Source organism: Akkermansia sp. BCRC 18949, assembly GCF_045011645.1.
Classification (GTDB): Bacteria; Verrucomicrobiota; Verrucomicrobiia; order Verrucomicrobiales; family Akkermansiaceae; genus Akkermansia; species Akkermansia massiliensis.
Map to the genome: position 1 here is coordinate 1,132,589 of NZ_CP123619.1, position 20,506 is coordinate 1,153,094.

Sequence of the window (20,506 nt, forward strand, 5' to 3'; positions counted from 1 at the left end):
AAAAATGAAAAGGGGTGAAAGGGAAAAGGCGGGGTAGATCAGTGCTTCCAGCGGCGGTGGTCAATGATGCGGATGGTGACGGCCAGCGTCAAGACCGTCATGGTCAGGTAAAAGACGACAGGGCGCGTATCAACCAGCCCGGCGGAAAAGCGGTCCAGATGTTCCGAGCAGGACATGTAGTGGAAAATCCCCGCTGCGGGGAATTCCCCCCATACCACGGGAATAAGCCCCATGAAGAAAATCAGCACCAGCAGGCCGATGGTGATGATGCCGGAAATGATCTGGCTGCCCGTCAGGGACGAGGCGAAAATGCCGATGGCCGTGAACCAGGCGCCGACCAGCAGCAGGATGGCGTACGCCCCGGTCCAGTCCGCCAGGCGGTAGGGGAGGACCATGCCCGCATCATACCCGTAAATCCACTGCACGATCAGGTTGGACCAGTCCGCCAGAAGGGGGTACAGCAGCATGGGCAGCCACAGGATGATGTAAAAGGCGTATGCGGAGAAATATTTGCCCAGGACTACCTGCCATGTCTTGATGGGCGTGGTCAGCAGGGATTCCAGCGTTCCTGTCTTCTCTTCCTCCGCCAGGGAACGCATGGTAAGCAGCGGGAAAATGAACAGGAAATAAAACCAGAACATGGGGGAATGCAGGATGAAGAACAAAATGCCTTCCTTCTGCGGGGCCAGCTGGAACGCCTTCAGCGTGCCGGACAGGGAAACGCTCTGCAGGGCCATGACGAAGGCCAGGATGACCCATCCGTACGGGGTCATCACGTAGCTTCTGAGTTCTTTTCTGAAAATGGTAAGTACCGGAGACATGGGGAGAAAAGGAAAATGCGGGGTGGTGGATAGAGAGGGAGAAGAAACGGGCGGTTAATCTTTACGGGTCATTTCCACGAACACCTCTTCCAGGGTGGGGGTGTGGCGGTAAATATGGCGCAGGGGGCAGCCCTGTTCCGCAAGGAGGCGCGCGGCCTTCTCACGGGTATCCGTTCCGGCCTCCGCGCGTACGGTCAGCGTATGCCAGCCATCGGCGTCCGTGCCTTCATGGATGACCTTCTTCACGTGTTCCAGGCTTTCCAGCTTCTGCGTAATCAGCTCCAGATCCCCGCGGAACTCCAGCGTAATCTTGCCGGCGGCGCGGAGGTTGGCTGTCAGGTTAGAGGGGGTATCCGCTGCCTTGATGGTCCCCTGGTCAATGATGATGACCTTGTTGCAGATCATCTCCACCTCACTCAGAATATGGGTGGAAAGAATAATGGTGTGGTTGGCCGCCAGCCCCTTGATCAGCTCGCGTATCTGGCGTATCTGGTTAGGGTCCAGGCCGTTGGTGGGTTCGTCCAGAATCAGCAGGTCCGGTTCACCCAGCAGGGCGTCCGCCAGGCCCACGCGCTGTCGGTAGCCTTTGGAAAGGGTGCGGATCATCTTGCGGCGCACGGGGTCCAGGCCGCATTGCTCCACGACCTTGGAGACGGCGGGCCATATTTGCTTGGAAGAAATGCCTTTAAGCCTGGCGCGGAACTTCAGGTACTCCGTCACGCGCTGGTCGTCGTAAAGAGGCACGTGCTCCGGCAGGTAGCCCAGGTGCTTGCGCGCCTCCAGAGGATTTTTAACGATGTCGAATCCCGCAATCGTGGCGGTCCCGGAAGTGGGGGGCAGGTAGCCGGTCAGCATGCGTAAAGTTGTGGTCTTGCCTGCGCCGTTCGGCCCCAGGAACCCTACGATTTCCCCCTTTTCAATCTGGAAGGAGGCATTCTTTACCGCTTGAAAGCGGCCAAACTCTTTGGAAAGCTGGTCGGCGTGAATCATGGAATCAATGGGAACAGGGTGATTCTAATCCAAACCGCTCCCGTCTCAAGCTTATTCTCCCCTGTGCCGCGGAGACGCCGCCGCCGCTTGAAAAGCAACACATGCTGAAAAGGAACAGCGGCTGTTCCAACATTACTGGGGAAGGGCTGCCGGGAAGGAAAATCAATCCTTCAAATCCTCCTCCAGCCGCAGGACGATATCCCGCACGCGCACGTCCTCCTCCATGCGGGAGGCAACCAGCTTGTTGGCATGGATCACGGTGCCGTGGTCCCGGCCTCCAAAGGCCTGGCCGATATCCTTCAGGGAGCATTCCGTCAGGCGGCGGCTCAGGTACATGGCAATCTGCCGGGGAAAGGCGATGCTGTTGGGGCGGCGCTTGCCGGTCAGGTCGCTCACCTTGAGCTCGTAAAAATCCGCCACGCGCTTCTGGATGGAATCCACGGTCAGGATGCGGCTGGTTTCTTCCCGCAGGATATCGCGCAAAAGCTGCTCGATCTTGGCGATGTCCGGCATGTCCCCGGACAGGGAGGTAAAGGTGGCTACGCGGAGCAGGGCCCCTTCCAGGCGGCGCACGCTCTTCTGGATGCGGCTGGCGAGGAACTCCAGAATCTCGTCAGACACGTTCATGCCGGCCCGGTCGCGCTTGCTGCGCAGGATTTCCAGCCGGGCGTCATCATCCGGAAGATTCAACTCCACCGTAAGGCCGGACTCCAGGCGTGCCGCCAGACGGGAATCCAGGTTGGAAATATCGCATGCGGCGGCATCGGCGCAAATCACGATCGTTTTGTGGGCGTGGAATAGCTCGTCAAACGTATGCAGGAACTCTTCCACCGTCTTCTCCTTGCCGGAAATAAATTGCACGTCGTCCACCAGCAGGACGTCCGCCTTGCGGTACTTGCGGCGCAGCTTGGCGAAGCTCTGCCCGTTCTGGGTGCGGGACGCGTCAATAAACTCATTGGCGAACTGTTCGCCCGTGACGTACACCACATTCGCGGAGGAATCCTGGTGAAGCACCTCATGGCCGATGGCCTGGAGCAGGTGCGTTTTCCCCACGCCGGACTTCCCGTACAGGAAAAGGGGATTGAACAGGGCCCGTTCCGACTGGGCGATGGACAGCCCTGCCTGATAGGCAAAGCGGCTGTCTTCATAAACTACGAACGAATCGAACGTGTACAAATCATTCAGGCATGCCCGGGTTCCCTGGCTGCGCTGTTTCTTTGCCGTGGCGGACGGGGAATCCGCCGCAGGCGACGTTTTGGAGCGGGAGGAAGCCTTTTGTGGTTGGCCTTCGGCGGCCGGCAGGGATGCCACCTCGTCCGCGCAGATGAACTTCACCTGGCGCTCCGTGCCCAGGGCCAGCATGGCGGCCTGCTTCAGCTCCGGCGTATAGCTGTTCTCCACCCAGAGGGCGGCCATGGGATCGTCACACACCAGCGTCAGCGTCTTTCCGGAATCCTCCAGGAGGGAAAACTTGGGAAACCACAATCCATACACCTCCGGAGACATGATTGTTTGCAGGGCTCCCGTGATCCTGGACCAGGTGGCTGACAATTCTGATGGTGGCGTCATTGTTGTGGAAATAAAAGATGTTGCTGGTTATAAACGGCCGTGAGGCCTTCCGTCTCGCTACGAGGCCGCCCGCGGATGGAACCGGAATGGGTTCATCCACAGCCGTGACAGCTCGTGGCGTCCATCGGGATGGAGAAGGCGAACTCATCCGCTTTCAGCTCGACACCCCGGTCGACGGAAGCGCCAAAGTACTGATTTGCGCCTGAGGAAAAAATATCTTTTTGAAGCAGCGTGAGTCATCGTTCCGCGGCTCTACGTTCCACGGGGGTTCCACACCAAAAAATATTTTAGTCTTGCTTCCTCCAATAATTTAGTCCTCCTGAGTATATTCTTTGAATGACACTATAATTATTTTATTATCAGTGAATTACTACTTTGTTACTGGAGTGTGTGACGAAAAGGAAACAATTACGCCGCCGTAAATCAAGCACTTACAGGCACCGGACCAGAAAGCCCCAGAGAGGTTCCGGAAGAGGGCTGCCGGGATGGTTGACAAGAGGCGCCGGGAAACCTAACGTGGCTGCATCATGGAACAGATGGGACAATCCGGGGAAACATGTTATTCCCTCTGCCGGGGCAAATTTTTGGAGCTCTTGAAAGCAGGAAGGTGGGAATACGTGCGCCGGGTCAATGCCAATGGAGCCGTCATGATCGTGGCCGTGACGGAGGACGGCGAATTGCTGCTGGTGGAGGAATACCGGGTTCCCCTGCATGCCCTGACCATCGGACTGCCTGCGGGCATCTCCGGAGATGAAGGGGAGGAAAGCACATTGCAATCCGCCCGGCGTGAGCTGGAAGAAGAAACGGGGTACCGGGCGGATGCCTGGACGTATCTGTTCACGGGGCCTTCCTCCCCCGGATTGACCACGGAAATGGTATCCTTCTACCTGGCGGAAGGGCTGCACCAAATATCGGAAGGCGGCGGGGTGGCTCATGAAAACATCACCGTGCACCGCATTCCTCTTCCGCTGGTGCATGGCTGGCTGATGGACCAGACAGGGCAGGGAAAAGTGGTAGACCCGAAAATCTTCATGGGCCTCTATTTCCTGTCCCGCTCTGTAAATGGCGTGGGACTGGAGGAGTAATGACGCTCTGCGCCGCAAGTGTCCGGACGCAGGAAACGGCCTGGGCGGCAGGCTGTGTGAAACGGTTGGAGGAAAAGAACGATTCATCGTCAATGATTTTTCTGGATGGAGAAGCGGGCTGTCGTGATAAAATGCTCCTGACCCATAAAAAAATCTGGACATTCTTTCCAATCCGGGCTAAATATCTCCCCGCTTTCCAGCACCAACCACTTAACGGCAGGGTAGCTCAGTGGTAGAGCAGAGGACTCATAAGCCTTTGGTCGGGTGTTCAAATCACCTCCCTGCTACCAATTTTACAAACCCGCAAGTGTTTAAAATACAGCACTTGCGGGTTTTTATTTCTGACAACTGCAGTACATTATTGTGGTTTTTGGAAGCAATGGACAGGTGAAATTACTTAATTCGAGCAGGCTGATGAGGCGGTTGTATTGGCGGGATCAATACCAGAGTCCGAGAGAGCCATTCTTGAAAATGCGTATCCCGATCATCGCTCTCCTGGAAAAGCATATTTTACCTTGAAGTGGGTGGATGAGTATGTGCAGCCTATTTTGTCCGAATACGTTTCATTCACTGCGGGCAATAGCCACCACGGTTCTGCATGCGGCAGGGGCGGATCATGCTCTTGCCCGCGAGATTGTGGGGCATGATTCCGAGATGTCTCACCAGCTGTATATCCGACCTTCGGACGATCAACGCAAGGAGGCGATGGAGAAGCTTTCCGAGATGATTGTTCCTTGGCATGCAGTGAAGATCCCATTGAGATGGAGAAGCGTGATCTTGTCGCTCTTTGTCCCAAGTGTATCCGTGCCTTGATGAAGATCAGTTAAATGTACTGAAAGAAACTCTAAATAAGATAGACATTTTAACTTACAATACGTGATGATACAATACACACAATAGGCGAAGGGGCGCGGGTGGAAGGAGGAGTTGTGGTAAGAAGTACGGCGAGAAATCAAGCCTGACATACAAATTTATGAAAATGCATACCTGTGTTTGTTGTTCTCAATTCGGAATGGTGCATATCTTTGACTCCCCCATGTCTTCCCCTCATAGAGAATACTAAAAACGATCGAATTGAACTGACACTAATTAACTTGAAATCTATTCGAAATAATCAATTATATTTTTTTCCAAATCGGAAATTATAATCTGCAATAAATCACCAGTTTCAGTATACGGCTTATATAGTATTTTGTTTTGTATATCTTTTTTGAATTTCTGTAAATTATCCCAGTCATTTTTTATTATTTCAAGATCATCTAAATCAACAGAAACGGAAGGAGCTTTTGAATAGAAATAAGCCATACCCAGAGGCTTGTCGGCCATCGAATTATTCAAACTTGTTAATAACTCCTCCGCTGTACCTGAAACGGAACGTTCTTGGTTTGTCGCAATATCAATTGTTGGAGTTCCCAGTTTATATTTGAATATTGCGATAACAAAATCAACGTTGCAAATTATTTGACGATTTATAATATCTTGAGGATACCCTGGTTGAGATGCTAAATCTTCCCAACCATGTACGATTAAGCGTTTACAACAATATGATTCATGATGTCCACGTCTAAATTGAATTTCTAATTTTTCCAATAAATTCTTTCGTTCTAACCAAGCATCACTAGGTGAAGCTATCACAACATTTATCTCTCCAGATTTTTTAGATTTCCTTTTCTTTATACTTTGATGTTGTGGAATTACGAGGTCCAATATATCTTGATTCCACTTTGAAGAATCAGAAAGAAAATTCATTAGAATTTTTAAATCCTCCAAAATATTAATTTGTTCAGGCGAAGATAAATTATTAGAAATTCGTTCTAGACAAGTTGGGCAAATCCTGGCTTGCCTCATTCCATCATCAATTCCTGTCTTATTTTGCAAAAAATCATATATGCAACCCGTTGTGATTTTATGTCTAAAATCTATATCATCAATATATAATGACAAATAATCAACAATAAAATATAATAAGCCATTGTTCTTCGATAAGTCCGTTAAATAAATCCATCCCCAAAAAGAAAAAATGGACAATTTTTTATATTCATGAAAAAAATAATTATCTATATATTGTTTTTCTGTAAAACAAAAAATTTTATCAAATTCATGAATTTTTTTATTAATTTTATTTAAAATGGATATAAAGGAATCCGGTTTTGATATTATATCAGAATCTATGTTTATATCGCCGCCATTAACAAATTTAAGATGTGTGGTTTTATTATTAAGGAAGTCGCAAATTCTGTTTTTATTGATTTCAAAATCAACATCAAAAAGAAGTAATATTTTCATAGTTTTCCTTAGTTAAAAATACAATAATAGACAAGTCAATGATAATCATCACTTACTAGCACTTTGTTATTATCGACTGAATGAATGCGGTGGTAGAGGAACCGATTTTCGAGAGACAGGTTAATATGCTGCGGGGGCTGGTAGGGGAGAGGAGGAGCTTTTTTGAGGGACGAGGGATGATTTGCGAGGAACGATGTTGAAATTTTGTGAGGATTGCCTGATAAAACATCATCTGCAGATTATGTTGACGACATGAGCGAGTGGAAGGTTATTCCGAGTGATCAATTTGTACGCGATATGAAGTGGATGGGTAAACGTTATCCTCGGGAGACCGCGCAAATGATTCGCAACCTGGACGAATACCGGGCTCATCTGGAAGATTACGGCAATCCCATGCGAATGGTGAAGTATTCCTACGTTCACCGGGAATACGTCGGGTTGCCACGCCATCGCACGATCTGTCAAAGAACAAGCGTTATGCAACGGTCGAAGATGACCTGAGAGACTGTGTATCGCCCGAGATCATGGAGGAAGCCAAACGGATCGCTGCCGCTTCCACCGTTTCCTCGGCTCTTGCCCATATGCGCGTCAAGGCAGGAATTTCGCAGAATATGATGGTTGCGGCACTCGATTGTTCCCAGCCGCGCATTTCCGCGATTGAAAGCGCGACCAATGACAAGATGAGCATGGCCGCCGTTCTGAAGTATGTGGAGGTGATGGGCTTCCCCTTCAAGGTTCAGTTGGAAGACGGTAGGGTTATTGCCGTGTCTTCCGTACCGAAGGGAAGGAAATCTCGCAAGAGCGTGTTGCGAAAACCTGTAAAGCCTAGGACAAAAGTCCATCCCAGTGCCATCCCCTCTCCTGCGCTACCAGCCCTCCTCACTGTCCTCGGCAAATATTATATAACCCACCCCACAAAGACAAATCTACTGTGTTCGCAATTGGAAAAATAGCATTCGCCTTTCCACGAAAAAACGTTCCGTTTTTGGGCTATTGCAAGAAAACCTGTTCCTCAAACTGTCATTTTTTTCTGGAAGTTCCTGGTTTCCTCTTCTTCGGAACGGTTGACACCTTGAAAGGCAATCCCGTCACCTCCACGTATTTCAGGAGGGCAGGCATATGGATCTTTTCGTTGTTTGCCATTTCGATGGACGAAAATACACCGAGAAGAATATCCAAGAGCCGCAGCCATCATCTTCCGAGAAATACCCGCCTTGGTCCGCATGGCCATCAGGGCATAGGCACAAGACATGCGAGCATTGCGCCACTTGATCTCCCCGATTTCCCCCCGGTATATGTGTCGCATATATTTGATAATTGTTATTTAAGTTAAAACTAACTAGTTGTCTGCGCTAATTATTCAATGAAAATCTATAAGAGAGGCGTAAGATTTTTTATATGAGACTAGTTATAAAAACTTTCATAAAAATCTCAATGAATAATGACTCGTGAGTTGCAATGAACGTCAACCTGGAAAGTTGAAGGAATACCTAGATGGCCTGCCCTGTATTCGCTCCTATTAGGGGAATGGTCTTCATGGGGGCAAACGGTAAAGAAGAACCGTCAGAAAATAAGAGATTTCCTCAATTCCAGTCAATAGACGCGAGAATGGCGAAGCTACTGAAGTTGAATAAACAGGTAAAGCGCGTTTTTATTTAAGTCTCAGGCCAAAAACCCCGGATTTGCGGCCGCTGAGTTCCAGGGCGCGCAGGCGTTCCGGAGGGAGGCAGTCACGGGAGAATTCCGCGTAGTGCATGCGGTCCCGGAAGTAGTGGACGGCGCTTTGAGAGAGGGCGAAGATAAATTCCATGCCCATTTCCTCCGCTTTTCTTTTGGCGAATTCACACAGGGCGCGGCCATAGCCGCGGCCTTCATGGCGGTGCTTGATGTACAGGCAGCCCAGTTCCGCGCTGCGGTGCTTCGGGTAGGGATAGACGGCAACGCAGCCCACGATGCTGTCGTCCAGGGTCAGCACGTAGTAGTCATCCATTCTGGCGGCGATGTCTTCATAGTTCCGGTTGACCAGCTTGGAATCCACCACGGAGCGGGCGATCATGGAGAGGAGCTCCGGAATGTCCTCCTCCTTCAAGGGGCGTATTTCCCGGTAGGAGTCCGTGTGGACCATGGTGCCTACGCCTTCTTCCGAGAAGAGTTCCTCCACCAGTACGCCTCGCATTTTGCCGTCCAGCAGGTGTACCCGGGGGATTCCCGTCCGGCAGGCCTCAGCCGCCTGGTCCAGTAGTTCCCGGTGGGTTATTTCTCCTTCCAATCCCGCCACTTCCGATTCCAGAATGGCGGCAATGGGGCGTCCGTCACGGGAGGGAACCTTATGGTCGTTGAGCAGGGCGATGTATTTGGAGGCTCCCAGACTGAATGCCATACGGACGGATTCCGGGTCAAAGGAGCCGGAACGGCCGGAGGCCACCACGGGGATCTGATGCCTCCCCAGGATTTCCCGGACTCTTTCCCGGACAAGCTGACCGCCTTTCAACGGCGCTTCCACCAAGGCGGAGCGCATTTCACAAACGCGCGTGTGTTCGTACAGCGCGGAGGCGTCCGTTCCTTCCACTATCAGCACGGGCCTGACGCCTATTTCCTGAAGAGCGTCCAGGTCCAGCAATGCGTCCACCAGCTCTTCGGAATCCACCAGGGGGCGTTCCACATGCACGGCAAAGATTTTGTCCCTGAAGTACGGGACGTACTCCAGCACGGAACGGACGTTGGTGGATTTGTTGGGAGGGAGCGTGGTCAAGGGCGGCCCGGAAGCTTGAAGACGGAGGGAACGGCTGTACCCGTTTCCTCCGTCCTGTAAGTGATGCGTAATGTTTTAGAACGTGCGGGTATCGGCGGAATCCCGGTTGTCCATGGTTTCCGCGAAGTCCTGGGAGTCAAGAGTGACGGCGATTTCTTCTTCATCGCCGGCGGCAGGCGTTTCCGCCGGCGCCTGGGCGGCTCCCTCCTTGCGGAGCACGACGCTGACCTTGCGCCTGGGCATGACCAGCTTGGGTTCCGCCACAGCGGGCTGATAGCCTTCCCCAATGGTGGTGGCGTCGGAAATGACGGCTGGAGCTTCTTCCTGTTCCGGCTGTTGTGCGGACTGGTGTTCCCGTGCACGGGAGACTTGTTCCCGCAGGGCGGAGAGCAGGTCGCTGGGCATGCCGTCAAAACCTATTTCCGGCAGGTTGGCGCCGTCTTCCTGATTTTCATCGGAAGAATCAAACTGGGGCAGGCTGGCCAGGAAGTCTTCAAACGCATCCAGGTTGGTGGTGCTCTTGAAGAGGTTGCCGATGGCTTCCCCCTTGATGCTTTCCATCAGGGTAACGAACAGGTCGTAGGCTTCAGACTTGTATTCCACCAGGGGATCCTTCTGGCCCTGGGCGCGGAGGCGAACGCCTTCCCGCAGAGAGTCCATGTTGTACAGGTGCTCCTGCCACATTTTGTCAATAGCCCCCAGGATGATCTGGCGTTCCATGTGGTCCAGGTATTCCGGACGTTCGCGGGAAGCCTTGTCTTCATAAGTGGCCTTGACCTTGTCAATGAGGAAGGCGATGGTGTCATCCATCTGGCGTTCTTCCAGCTTGGCGGCGTCCGCCGTCAGTCCCAGCGGGAAGGAGGAGTTCATCCAGGCGAGCAGTTCGTCCGGATGGGTCAGGCCTTCCGAGTCCGGATCCAGGAATTCATGGGCGCGGGTGGCGATTACTTCTTCCAGAATGTCGTAAATCATTTCCCGCGGGTTTTCCGTGGAAAGCACTTCATTCCGGTAGCCGTAAACGATTTCACGCTGCTTGTTCATGACGTCGTCATAGTCCAGCACGTGCTTGCGCCACATGTAGTTGCGCTGTTCCACGCGTTTTTGGGCGGATTCCACGGATTTGTTCAGGAAGCTGTGTTCCAGGGCTTCGCCGTCGGCCACGCCCAGGCGTTCCATCATCTTCGTCATGCGTTCCGCCGCGCCGAAGTTGCGCATCAGGTCGTCTTCAAAGGAGATGAAGAACTGGGAGGCGCCGGGGTCTCCCTGGCGGGAGCAGCGGCCGCGCAGCTGGCGGTCAATGCGGCGGGATTCATGGCGTTCCGTACCCAGGACGAAGAGGCCGCCGAGGTCGGCCACGCCTTCGCCAAGCTTGATGTCCGTACCGCGGCCCGCCATGTTGGTGGAGACGGTGACGGCTCCGCGCTTGCCGGCCAGCGCCACGATTTCCGCTTCGCGCTGGTGGTTTTTGGCGTTCAGCACTTCATGGGGGATTTTGGCCCTCTTGAGCATGCGGGAGAGCGTTTCAGAGGCGTCCACGCTGGCCGTGCCGATCAGGATGGGCTGGCCTTTGTCATGGAGTTCCTGAATTTTGTTGATCACCGCGTTGAATTTTTCACGGCGGGATTTGAAGATGAGGTCGTTCTGGTCCTTGCGGATGCAGGGGCGGTTGGTCGGGATGGGGAGGACGTCCAGCTTGTAAATGTCATGGAATTCCGCAGCTTCCGTTTCCGCCGTGCCGGTCATGCCCGCCAGTTTTTTGTACAGGCGGAAGTAGTTCTGGATAGTGATGGTCGCGTAGGTCTGGTTTTCACGCTCCACTTCCACGCCTTCCTTGGCTTCCACGGCCTGGTGCAGTCCGTCGCTCCAGCGGCGCCCCGGCATTTCGCGGCCCGTGTTCTGGTCAATGATGATGACCTTGCCTTCCTTGACGACGTATTCCACGTCTTTTTCGTAAATGCAGTAGGCTTTCAGCAGCTGGGAGGTGGTGTGCAGGCGTGCTCCCGTTTCATCAAGCTGCTTGGTCAGTTCATTCTTGCGGCGCAGCTTGTCCTTTTCCGTCATGCGGGGGTCTTCATCCATTTCCGCAAAGGCGGTTCCCAGGTCCGGCAGCACGAAGTCCTCCGGGTGGCCGGGGGAGATGACTTCACGGCCTTTTTCCATCAGGTCGGCGTCGTGGGTCTTTTCATCCACGGTGAAGAACATTTCCTCCTTCAGCTTGTAGAGTTCCTTTTTGCGCGTATCCTGGTAAAGGGTCAGTTCATATTTTTCCACGATGCGGCGCAGCTCGGGATCCTGCATGGCGCGCAGAAAGGCGCGGTGGCGGGGCTGGCCTGTCTTCACCTTGAACAGGCAGCGGCCCACTTCTTCCGTGCGGCCTTCTTCCTGGGCTTTCAGGGCCTGGGACATGAGCTCGTTGCAAAGGTCCGTCTGCGCTTTCACCACGCGTTCAATGGCGGGGCGCAGGGTATCGTACTGCTGTTCCCGGGTGACGACCGCGGGACCGGAAATGATGAGAGGCGTACGGGCTTCGTCGATAAGGATGGAGTCCACTTCGTCCACAATGGAGAAGTAGTGCCCGCGCTGCACCTGCTCGGATTTGGAGGTCGCCATGCCGTTGTCGCGCAGGTAGTCGAAGCCGAATTCGGCGTTGGTGCCGTAGGTGATGTCGCAGGCGTATTGCTCCCGGCGAAGCTGGGAGGGCATCATGCTCTGGATGCAGCCGACCGTCAGCCCCAGGAACTGGAAGAGCATGCCCATCCATTCGGAGTCGCGGCGCGCCAGGTAGTCGTTCACGGTCACCACGTGCACGCCCATGCCGGTCAGCGCGTTCAGGTATACGGGAAGGGTGGCGACAAGCGTTTTGCCTTCCCCCGTGGCCATTTCCGCAATGTAGCCGCGGTGCAGGGCGATGCCGCCCAGCAGCTGCACGTCAAAGTGGACCATGTCCCACAGTTGTCTTTGTCCGCAGATATCGCGTTCTTCCCCGCAGAGCAGCCGGGCGCCGTGTTTGACGGCGGCAAAGGCTTCCGGCAGGATCTGGTTCAGGTAGCGTTCGCGCAGCTTGTCAAACTGGGGGGTGATGTTGTTCCAGGCGGCCTTCCCCTCTTCAATGGAGGCGGGAGTGGCTTCCACCGTGGGGAGGGCGGCAAATTCGTCTTTCAGGGATTCAAAGCGTGCGTTCAGCTTGGCGGCTATTTCCTCCAGCTCTTCCCTGGGAGCGGCTTCCACAATGCGCACGGGGGGAAGCTCCATGGGGAGGAAGCGGTGAAGATAGCCCTGCCATTCCTTCGTTTTTTCAAGCAGGAAATCCTGACCCTTGCCGTTCCATGATTCTTCAATGGAGACGATTTGTTCCACAATGGGGCGCAGACGGCGCACTTCACGCTGGTTTTTGGTACCGACAATCTTGGTTAGAATCCACTTAATCATCTTTGTCTTGTTGAAAATTGACGAGGTAGAGTCGCTTTCAGCGGTCTAAGAATCGAAAAATACTAGCGGCTGCCGGAAGAATTGCAAGCACGGCCCTCCATTTGCTTTGATGATGACGTAATAGGTTGGATTTGGGCGGCATCATTCTGTCTTCCTTCCGTTTTTCCTTGCCTCTCCCTTTTCCCTGTAGGAGTGTATAGGGGAAAGGAGAGAATGAGCATGTACGGAGTATTCCATTCCGCCGGGCTGGCCCTTTTTCTGCCGGCTGTTTGCATGATGGCCGGCTGCCAGGAAAACGGCGCCGTAAAACAGCAGGAAGTGAATTTGCTGTCCGAGGGGATTGATGAGGACGGCAACCTTTTCATGCATTTTGAACTTGATTCCCATTACCACGGGGATTTGTATGCGGAAGTTTCCATGAAGGGGAATGAAATGCGCATTGCTCTGTATACTCATTCCACTCCCGGAGCTTCCCGGAAGGTGCCTTATGCGGACGGTTACAGGCTTGTTGTTCCATGGCCCGAGGGAACGGATTCCGTGGATATTACCCTGTGCGGAATAAATTTGGGAGGGTGGGAGAAACATAAATAGTAATGGAGGGAGGTTCCGTTCAGAGACGTTTTTGTTATCTGAATGTTAACGGAAATTCCTGTGTGGAGGCGCTTGCTTGTGGTATGAAGGCGGAATGAAGCCTCTTTTGGGGATGGGATGTGCGGTGCTGGCCGTTTGCGCCGTCGGCTTTTCAGCGTACCGCATCCTGATGGAGAGGATGCCCGATGAAATTCGGGGAACGCGCCTGGTGATGGAACATGACGCTTCTTACCTGCCGAAGGCGGGCATGGTGCGGCTGGAAAATGCCGGATTTTCCAGCATGGTTCACGGGTTGGAGAACGGGGGGAAGTTTTTCTCACTGGCGGAGTGCATCGTGGAGGCGCGGCAAAAGGATATTCTGGATGATATGCTGGATAGGGTAGATCCGCAGCGTTCTTTGCGTTTCCATGTGATTTGCAACGCTTCCGGCGCGATGAAGGAAACATGGCTGGACGATGGAGGGAACGGGGAAAACGCCGTCCTCATCAACCGATGCATGGCCGTTCTGGGAGCCTATTGGCTCTTGCGCCGTTATTGTGATGATGAACAGCTGTTTTTCAAATGGATGAGGCTTTCGTTGAGGAACAGGAAAACGGCGTTTCTGGATGGTTCCGTGGAATACCTGTTTCCCTGGCTCAGGCCGGACCGGGAACAATATGTTCATGGAAAGTGGATTTCGGATATCGAATCCGTCACCTATTATTGTTATCCTTTGGAAGAAAGGGGAAAGAGTTCTCTTCCTTCCCCATTCATGTACGCGGTTACGAGCCGGAAAAGGTTTTCTTCCGTCTCCTTGGAGATTCGATGCTCCGCGTTGAAAGGAGCATTGATAGACGTGGAGATCAAACAGGACAGCCAGATGATTCGTGCCGGAAGGGCCGTGCTCATCCGGATTGATGGGAACGATCATGGCTGGTCTTATTCATGGAACAGGCGCCCCGGAAAAATGTTGCCCGTGCGGCTGCCTTCCATGGAGATTCCGGAAGGCGGTCCTCCGGCCATGATACTTCCGGTTCCGGAAGACTTCCGTTCCTGTCCGGAGGAGGAAATTTTGCCTGCATTAATTGAAGAATGCCCGTGCATGAGCATGTAAGCCGGCGCTTGAGCACTAGGCATGAAACGGGAGGCGCATGCCATTGCATTCCGGCTGCGTCATACATGGAAAGAGGCAGACGATCAGTTGGGAAAGAGGATAAACGTAAACTTTTTCTTGGCCGGTTTTGTTGTGGAACCGTGTGGTGGTCCATGGTTCATGACAGGTACTTCTCTTGGAATGATTCCAAATTGATGATATAATTACTCTATGAGTCATTTTGAGGATGGGCGCATCCGCATCCGCGGCGCCCGTGAGCATAATTTGCAGAATGTGGATGTGGACATTCCCCTGGGGCGGCTGACGGTGGTGACGGGACCTTCCGGATCGGGGAAAACGAGTCTGGCCATGCACACGCTGTATGCGGAAGGGCAGAGGCGTTATATGGAAACCTTTTCCCCGTACGTGCGCCAGTTCATGGACCGTATGGACAAGCCGGACGTGGATGCCGTGGAGAACATTCTTCCGGCCATCGCCCTGCATCAGCGCAACTCCGTCAGGACGTCCCGCTCCACGGTGGGAACCATGACAGGGCTGAACGATTACTGGAAATTCGTTTTCGCCCGTCTGGCCGTGGGGATAGATCCGGAAACCGGACGGGAAATCAAGCCGGAAACACCCGGCTCCATTGATGAAAAGCTGCATGAGGAATTTCCTTCCGGAACGGAGGTGATGGTTTGCCTGGAAGTGGCGCGGCCCGAATCCGTGGACCTGCCCACGCTGAAAAGGAATCTGGTGGCGCAGGGGTATTTGCGCGCCTTTGCGCATGGAGAGGCCCTCCGGCTGGAGGACGAGGAATGGACCCTGGAGGACGGGGCTCCTTTGCTGGTGATTCAAGACCGCGTGAAGCTGGCGGAAGACCAGCGGGAGCGCAGACTGGAAGCGCTGGAAACGGCCATGCGCCTGGGTGGTGGCGTGGCCCATGTGATTCCCCGCGTGGACGGCATCTGGCTGCCCGCCATGAAATTCCGCGGGGACTGGCATCCGCTGATGGAGCCGCGGCCCGGATTGTTCTCCTTCAATTCCCCCCTGGGGGCATGCCCGGAGTGCCGCGGCTATGGCCGCGTGATCACCATTGACTACAACCGGTGCATCAAGCCGGAGCTCAGCGTCAATGACGGGGCCATCCATATTTTTGAAGGGGAAAGCAAGGTGTTTTCCGAATGCAAGAAGGACCTGATGCGCGGCTGGCGCAAAAATACCCGCAAAGTTCGTCTTGATGTACCGTGGAAGGATTTGAAACAGTGGGAACGGGACTGGCTGCTGTACGGGGACGGAGAGGATCCGGATGAAATGTATGAACAAGGCCTGTGGTACGGCATTGCGGGCTTTTTCAGGTACCTGGAAAGCCGCACGCATAAAATGCATGTGCGGGTGTACCTGAGCCGTTTCCGCACCTATCAGGAATGCCCCTCCTGCCATGGCTTGCGCCTGAGGCCTGAAGCCCTGCAATTCAAGGTGGGCGGCAGAAGCATGCCGGAACTCTCCGGGATGCCCATGGACGAACTCCTGGCCTGGGTAGATCAATACGTCACGCCGCGCGCGGATGAAGACCCCGGCTTGAAGCATGCCGTGGCGGAACTCAGAAGCCGCCTGGAATATCTGAATGAAGTGGGTCTCGGCTACTTGACGTCCGACCGTCCCACGCGCTCCCTTTCCGGCGGGGAGATTGAACGCGTGAGCTTGACGACCTGCCTGGGCGCTTCCCTGACGGATACCCTGTTTGTGCTGGATGAACCCACCGTAGGGCTCCACCCCCGCGACACTTCCCGTTTGATTTCCGCCATGAACCGGCTTAAAAAGCGCGGGAATACGCTGGTGGTAGTGGAGCATGAGGAAGCGGTGATGCGTGCCGCGGACAGCCTGGTGGACATGGGGCCCGGCTCTGGCCGGGAGGGGGGAAAACTGGTTTATTCCGGAGAACCTGCCCGGATTGGGGAAGTTGCGGACTCCCTGACGGGGGCGTTCCTTTCCGGCAGGCGGCGCATCGCGGTGCCTAAAAAGAGGCGCAAGCCGCGTCAATTCCTGACCGTATCCGGCGCCACGCGCCACAACCTGCACAAGCTGGACGTGAAAGTGCCTCTGGGCGTCTTCACCTGCCTGACCGGCGTCAGCGGGTCTGGAAAAAGCACCCTGGCGCACGACGTGCTGTACCTGAACGCTCTGGTGGAAAAAGGGGCCGTATGCGAGGATGAACCCGCCCATGTCAAATCCATCAAGGGCTGGGAACAACTGGATGAAGTGGTGATGGTGGACCAGAGTCCCATCGTCCGGACCCCGCGCTCCACTCCTGCCGTTTATGCCGGGGTCTTTGAAGAAATACGTTCCCTCTTCTCGGAGACGGAAACAGCCCGTGCGCGCGGCATGAAGCCCGGTTTCTTCTCCTTCAACAGCGGCGACGGCCGCTGTCCGCGCTGCATGGGCATGGGGAGTGAAAAGGTGGAAATGCAATTTCTTTCAGATATCTTCGTGCAGTGCCCGCTGTGCCACGGCTCCCGGTACGGAAGTGAAGTGCTGAGCGTGTACCGCGACGGCAGGAACATTGCGGATGTGCTCGGCATGACGGTGGCGGCTGCGCTGGAATACTTCAGAGCGGAAAAAGGGGCCAAGGCCTCCCGCATTGCTTCCAAGCTGGGCGTGCTTCAGCGCGTAGGGCTGGGGCACCTGACCCTGGGGCAGCCGCTGAACACTCTCTCCGGCGGGGAAAACCAGCGGTTGAAGCTGGCTAAAATCCTGCTGGACCAGATTGGATCCGGCGCGAACAGCCCCAAGATGCTGATTCTGGACGAGCCGGGAACGGGACTTCACTTTGCCGATATTGAAATTCTGCTGGCCGTGTTCCGGGAACTGGTGGAGCAGGGGCACACCCTGCTGGTCATCGAGCACAACCCGGAATTCATCAAATCCGCGGACTACGTGATCGACCTGGGGCCGGAAGGCGGCGCAGGCGGCGGCCATGTGGTAGCCACGGGCACACCGGAGGAAATTGTAGCCTCCGGGAAGGGATATACGGGCAAATACCTCCGGGATGTGCTGGAAGGGCGCCCTTCCGTTTACGATCCGGCGGACGCCGCCATGCCGGAATCCGCTGACGTGGACATACCGGAAGGCGTGATGGCCCTGCGGGGAGCGCGCCACCATAACCTGAAAAACGTGGACCTGGACGTGCCGCGCGGAGAAATGACCGTGCTGACCGGGCTCTCCGGCTCCGGGAAAAGCTCCCTGGCCTTCGACATCTTTTTTGCGGAAGGGCAGCGGCGTTTCATGGACGTCATGTCCCCGTACGCCCGGCAATTCACGGAACAACTGGAAAGCCCTGACATTGACCGCTTGACCGGATTGCCCCCCACGGTGGCCATTGAACAGAACATGTCCCGCGGCGGCACCAAATCCACTGTGGGCACCGTGACAGAAATCTGGCAATTCATGCGTCTGCTATATGCCAAGCTGGGGCAGGCCTACTGCCCGCAGTGCGGCGTGTCGGTGGGCAAAAGATCGGAATCCGAAGTGGTGGAGCTGGTGGTGCGGCAGCTGAAAAAACACGGCAGTCTGGCCTTGCTGGCTCCCCTCGTCAGGGGACGCAAGGGGCATTACGCCGATCTGGCCCGCTGGGCGGAAGGAAAGGGATATGAGGAAATGTGGGTGGACGGCAAATTGGTTTCGTTGAGCAGATTCCAGCCGCTGGATCGTTATTCCAGCCATGACCTGGACCTGGTCGTTTCACGTCCGGAGGCCTCCTGGACCCCGGAAAAACTTGCCGGAGCGGTGCATGCCGCGCTGGAAATGGGGGAAGGGTTCCTGCAAGTGCTTCCGCCCGGTTCCAGCCGGTCGGAGTTGATGGGGACCAAGCTTGCGTGCGCCTCCTGCGGGCAATCTTTCCCGGAACTGGAACCGTACACGTTCTCCTTCAACTCTCCACGCGGGTGGTGCCCTGTGTGCCGCGGGCATGGCATCGTGGGCAAGGGAAAGATGAAGGAAGACCAGGCGCAATCTCTGCTGGAAGCCGAACTGAAATATGACAAGGAACTGGCGCGGCAGGCGGACGATGACAAAGGGGTGAAAACCTGCCCCGCCTGCCAGGGAGTGCGTTTGAATGAATTTGCGCGCGCCGTGCGGCTTCAGGGAGTGACTCCCGGTGAAATCGCCTCCCTGCCTGCCGTAGCCGCCGCGGAACTGGTCAAAGGATGGAAATTTGAACGGGAGGAAGCTCTCATTGCCCGTGACGTGGTGGCGGAAATCACGCAGCGCCTCAACTTCCTCCAGCGGGTGGGGCTGGGCTACCTCTCCCTGGACCGCAGCGCCACGACGCTTTCCGGCGGGGAAACCCAGCGCATCCGCCTGGCATCCCAGCTGGGTTCCCACCTGCGCGGCGTGCTTTACGTGCTGGATGAACCCACCATCGGCCTGCATCCGCGGGACAACGAACTGCTGCTGGGTACACTGGATGAACTCAAGCGCCGGGGCAACACCCTGCTGGTAGTGGAACATGATGAAGACACCATGAAGCGTGCGGACCACATTGTGGACATGGGGCCGGGAGCCGGCATCCATGGCGGCAGGATTATGGCTCAGGGCACCTTTGAGGAACTGGCAGCCATGCCGGACTCCGTCACGGGCGCAGCCCTGCATCATAAGCCGCGCCATCCCTACCGCGGGAAAAGGCGCAGGATTCCGGCTAAAAAGGATGAATCCGCATGGCTGAGGGTGGAGGGCTGCTGCCTGCACAACCTGAAGGACGTGAACGTGGCCATTCCCAAGGGGCGGCTGACGGTGCTTACCGGCGTATCCGGCGCGGGGAAAACCTCCCTGATGACGGGAACCATCCGGCTGGCGGCGCGCCAGGCCATCGGCGACAAGCTCACTCGGGACCAGAAAAAGCTGTGGAAAACCTCCTCCGGGTTTGACACGCTGCGCATGGTGTACGGCGTGGACCAAAGCCCCATCGGCAAGACGCCCCGTTCTACGCCCGCCACCTATGTGGGCTTTTTGGACGACATCCGGACCCTGTTCGCGCAAACGGCGGACGCCCGCAGGCTGGGCTTCGACCGCGGCCGCTTTTCCTTCAACACGGGACAGGGTAACTGTGAATCCTGCAAGGGCACGGGCATGCAAAAGCTGGAAATGGACTTTCTGCCCCCCTGCTACGTGCCGTGTGAAACCTGCCGGGGCAAGCGCTATAATGCCGCCACCCTGACCGTGAGGTACAAGGGGAAAACCATTGCAGACGTGCTCCAGATGGACTTTGCGGAAGCGGCGGAATTCTTTGAAAGCCAGCCCCGCATCTCAGACCCGCTCAAACTGCTGGCGGAAACCGGCTTGGGCTATCTGACCTTGGGGCAGGCTTCCAACACGCTTTCCGGCGGTGAAGCCCAGCGGCTCAAGCTGGTGACGGAGCTCATCAAGGGGCGGCGCGTCAGCCGGAACGCCCTGATGAAGGGCAAGGAACTGCCCGGTGACCTGTACCTCATTGAGGAACCTTCCATCGGCCTGCATCCGCGGGACGTGAGATTGCTCATCGACGTGCTGCACCGCCTGGCGGACCAGGGAAACACGGTCATCGTCATCGAACACAACACGGAAATCATGGCGGAGGCGGACTACATCATCGACATGGGCCCCGGCCCCGGTGAAGCCGGAGGAACCATCGTGGCGGAAGGAACCCCGGAGCAGATAGCCAAAAAGAACTCCCCCACGGCGGAATATATCCGCCGCGAGTTGGACGAGGGTAAATAGCCGTAACATTGGCAACGCCGTTCCGGATTTTTTCGAAACGGCGTTACCATGTAGGAAGGAAACAAGGTCCAGTCCGGAAATGTTTTTTCAAGGGAAATAAAATACGTGTATTATCTTTTCTTTGTTTTTCCAGACGGCACTTTACTTTTATCATGGA

The 20,506-nt window shown here is 55.1% G+C and carries 12 protein-coding genes and 1 tRNA gene; 6 read left to right on the forward strand and 7 right to left on the reverse strand.

Going from position 1 to position 20,506, the window contains the following annotated elements; all coding sequences use genetic code 11:
- Positions 1-38 precede the first annotated feature (38 nt).
- The 3 genes from P8A25_RS04720 to dnaA all read right to left on the reverse strand — a co-directional run bounded on the left by P8A25_RS04720 (position 39) and on the right by dnaA (position 3,380).
- Positions 39-821, reverse strand: coding sequence for an ABC transporter permease subunit (locus P8A25_RS04720; RefSeq protein ID WP_215442701.1), 783 nt, complete (start codon positions 819-821; stop codon positions 39-41).
- 54 nt (positions 822-875) lie between these two features.
- On the reverse strand, positions 876-1,811 hold the full coding sequence (locus P8A25_RS04725) for an ABC transporter ATP-binding protein (RefSeq protein ID WP_022397090.1): 936 nt from the start codon (positions 1,809-1,811) through the stop codon (positions 876-878).
- 162 nt (positions 1,812-1,973) lie between these two features.
- Entirely contained in the window at positions 1,974-3,380 is a 1,407-nt protein-coding gene (gene dnaA / locus P8A25_RS04730; RefSeq protein WP_022397091.1) for a chromosomal replication initiator protein DnaA, read from the reverse strand.
- Between the two features lie 593 nt (positions 3,381-3,973).
- Here dnaA and P8A25_RS04735 point away from each other — a divergent pair.
- Both P8A25_RS04735 and P8A25_RS04740 read left to right on the forward strand, forming a co-directional pair.
- On the forward strand, positions 3,974-4,465 hold the full coding sequence (locus tag P8A25_RS04735) for an NUDIX hydrolase (RefSeq protein WP_251828037.1): 492 nt from the start codon (positions 3,974-3,976) through the stop codon (positions 4,463-4,465).
- Between the two features lie 215 nt (positions 4,466-4,680).
- Positions 4,681-4,755: transfer RNA gene (locus P8A25_RS04740), tRNA-Met, on the forward strand.
- Positions 4,756-5,566: 811 nt separating this feature from the next.
- Here the strand turns inward: P8A25_RS04740 and P8A25_RS04745 are convergent.
- Complete coding sequence (locus P8A25_RS04745) at positions 5,567-6,751, reverse strand: hypothetical protein (RefSeq protein WP_215442700.1); 1,185 nt, start codon at positions 6,749-6,751, stop codon at positions 5,567-5,569.
- A gap of 524 nt (positions 6,752-7,275) precedes the next feature.
- Here P8A25_RS04745 and P8A25_RS04750 point away from each other — a divergent pair.
- Positions 7,276-7,704 carry a helix-turn-helix transcriptional regulator gene (locus tag P8A25_RS04750; protein ID WP_215442698.1) on the forward strand — a complete coding sequence of 143 codons (429 nt, stop codon included), beginning with the start codon at positions 7,276-7,278 and terminating at the stop codon, positions 7,702-7,704.
- Between the two features lie 59 nt (positions 7,705-7,763).
- On the opposite strand, the gene P8A25_RS04755 is transcribed toward P8A25_RS04750, so the two are convergent.
- From P8A25_RS04755 to secA, 3 genes are all read right to left on the reverse strand, one after another.
- Positions 7,764-8,003, reverse strand: a complete 240-nt coding sequence (locus P8A25_RS04755; RefSeq protein WP_146021077.1) for a hypothetical protein — start codon at positions 8,001-8,003, stop codon at positions 7,764-7,766.
- Between the two features lie 399 nt (positions 8,004-8,402).
- Positions 8,403-9,503, reverse strand: coding sequence for a GNAT family N-acetyltransferase (locus P8A25_RS04760; RefSeq protein WP_102731398.1), 1,101 nt, complete (start codon positions 9,501-9,503; stop codon positions 8,403-8,405).
- 75 nt (positions 9,504-9,578) lie between these two features.
- A complete protein-coding gene (gene secA / locus P8A25_RS04765) occupies positions 9,579-12,932 on the reverse strand; it encodes a preprotein translocase subunit SecA (RefSeq protein WP_102726697.1) in 3,354 nt (1,117 codons plus the stop codon).
- A 219-nt stretch (positions 12,933-13,151) separates the two neighbouring features.
- On the opposite strand from secA, the gene P8A25_RS04770 reads away from it, so the two are divergent.
- From P8A25_RS04770 to uvrA, 3 genes are all read left to right on the forward strand, one after another.
- Positions 13,152-13,523, forward strand: coding sequence for a hypothetical protein (locus P8A25_RS04770; protein ID WP_146019206.1), 372 nt, complete (start codon positions 13,152-13,154; stop codon positions 13,521-13,523).
- 94 nt (positions 13,524-13,617) lie between these two features.
- Positions 13,618-14,616: a hypothetical protein gene (locus P8A25_RS04775; protein WP_215442696.1), complete on the forward strand. Its 999-nt coding sequence runs from the start codon at positions 13,618-13,620 to the stop codon at positions 14,614-14,616.
- Between the two features lie 210 nt (positions 14,617-14,826).
- Positions 14,827-20,349, forward strand: coding sequence for an excinuclease ABC subunit UvrA (gene uvrA, locus P8A25_RS04780; protein ID WP_215442695.1), 5,523 nt, complete (start codon positions 14,827-14,829; stop codon positions 20,347-20,349).
- The last annotated feature ends 157 nt before the right edge of the window (positions 20,350-20,506 follow it).

Coding starts and splice junctions, on each gene's coding strand:
- P8A25_RS04775 (WP_215442696.1), top strand. CDS start 13,618: ATGAAGCCTCTTTTGGGGATGGGATGTGCGGTGCTGGCCGTTTGCGCC.
- P8A25_RS04745 (WP_215442700.1), bottom strand. CDS start 6,751: ATGAAAATATTACTTCTTTTTGATGTTGATTTTGAAATCAATAAAAAC.
- secA (WP_102726697.1), bottom strand. CDS start 12,932: ATGATTAAGTGGATTCTAACCAAGATTGTCGGTACCAAAAACCAGCGT.
- P8A25_RS04725 (WP_022397090.1), bottom strand. CDS start 1,811: ATGATTCACGCCGACCAGCTTTCCAAAGAGTTTGGCCGCTTTCAAGCG.
- P8A25_RS04720 (WP_215442701.1), bottom strand. CDS start 821: ATGTCTCCGGTACTTACCATTTTCAGAAAAGAACTCAGAAGCTACGTG.
- uvrA (WP_215442695.1), top strand. CDS start 14,827: ATGAGTCATTTTGAGGATGGGCGCATCCGCATCCGCGGCGCCCGTGAG.
- P8A25_RS04755 (WP_146021077.1), bottom strand. CDS start 8,003: ATGTCTTGTGCCTATGCCCTGATGGCCATGCGGACCAAGGCGGGTATT.
- P8A25_RS04750 (WP_215442698.1), top strand. CDS start 7,276: ATGGAGGAAGCCAAACGGATCGCTGCCGCTTCCACCGTTTCCTCGGCT.
- dnaA (WP_022397091.1), bottom strand. CDS start 3,380: ATGACGCCACCATCAGAATTGTCAGCCACCTGGTCCAGGATCACGGGA.
- P8A25_RS04770 (WP_146019206.1), top strand. CDS start 13,152: ATGTACGGAGTATTCCATTCCGCCGGGCTGGCCCTTTTTCTGCCGGCT.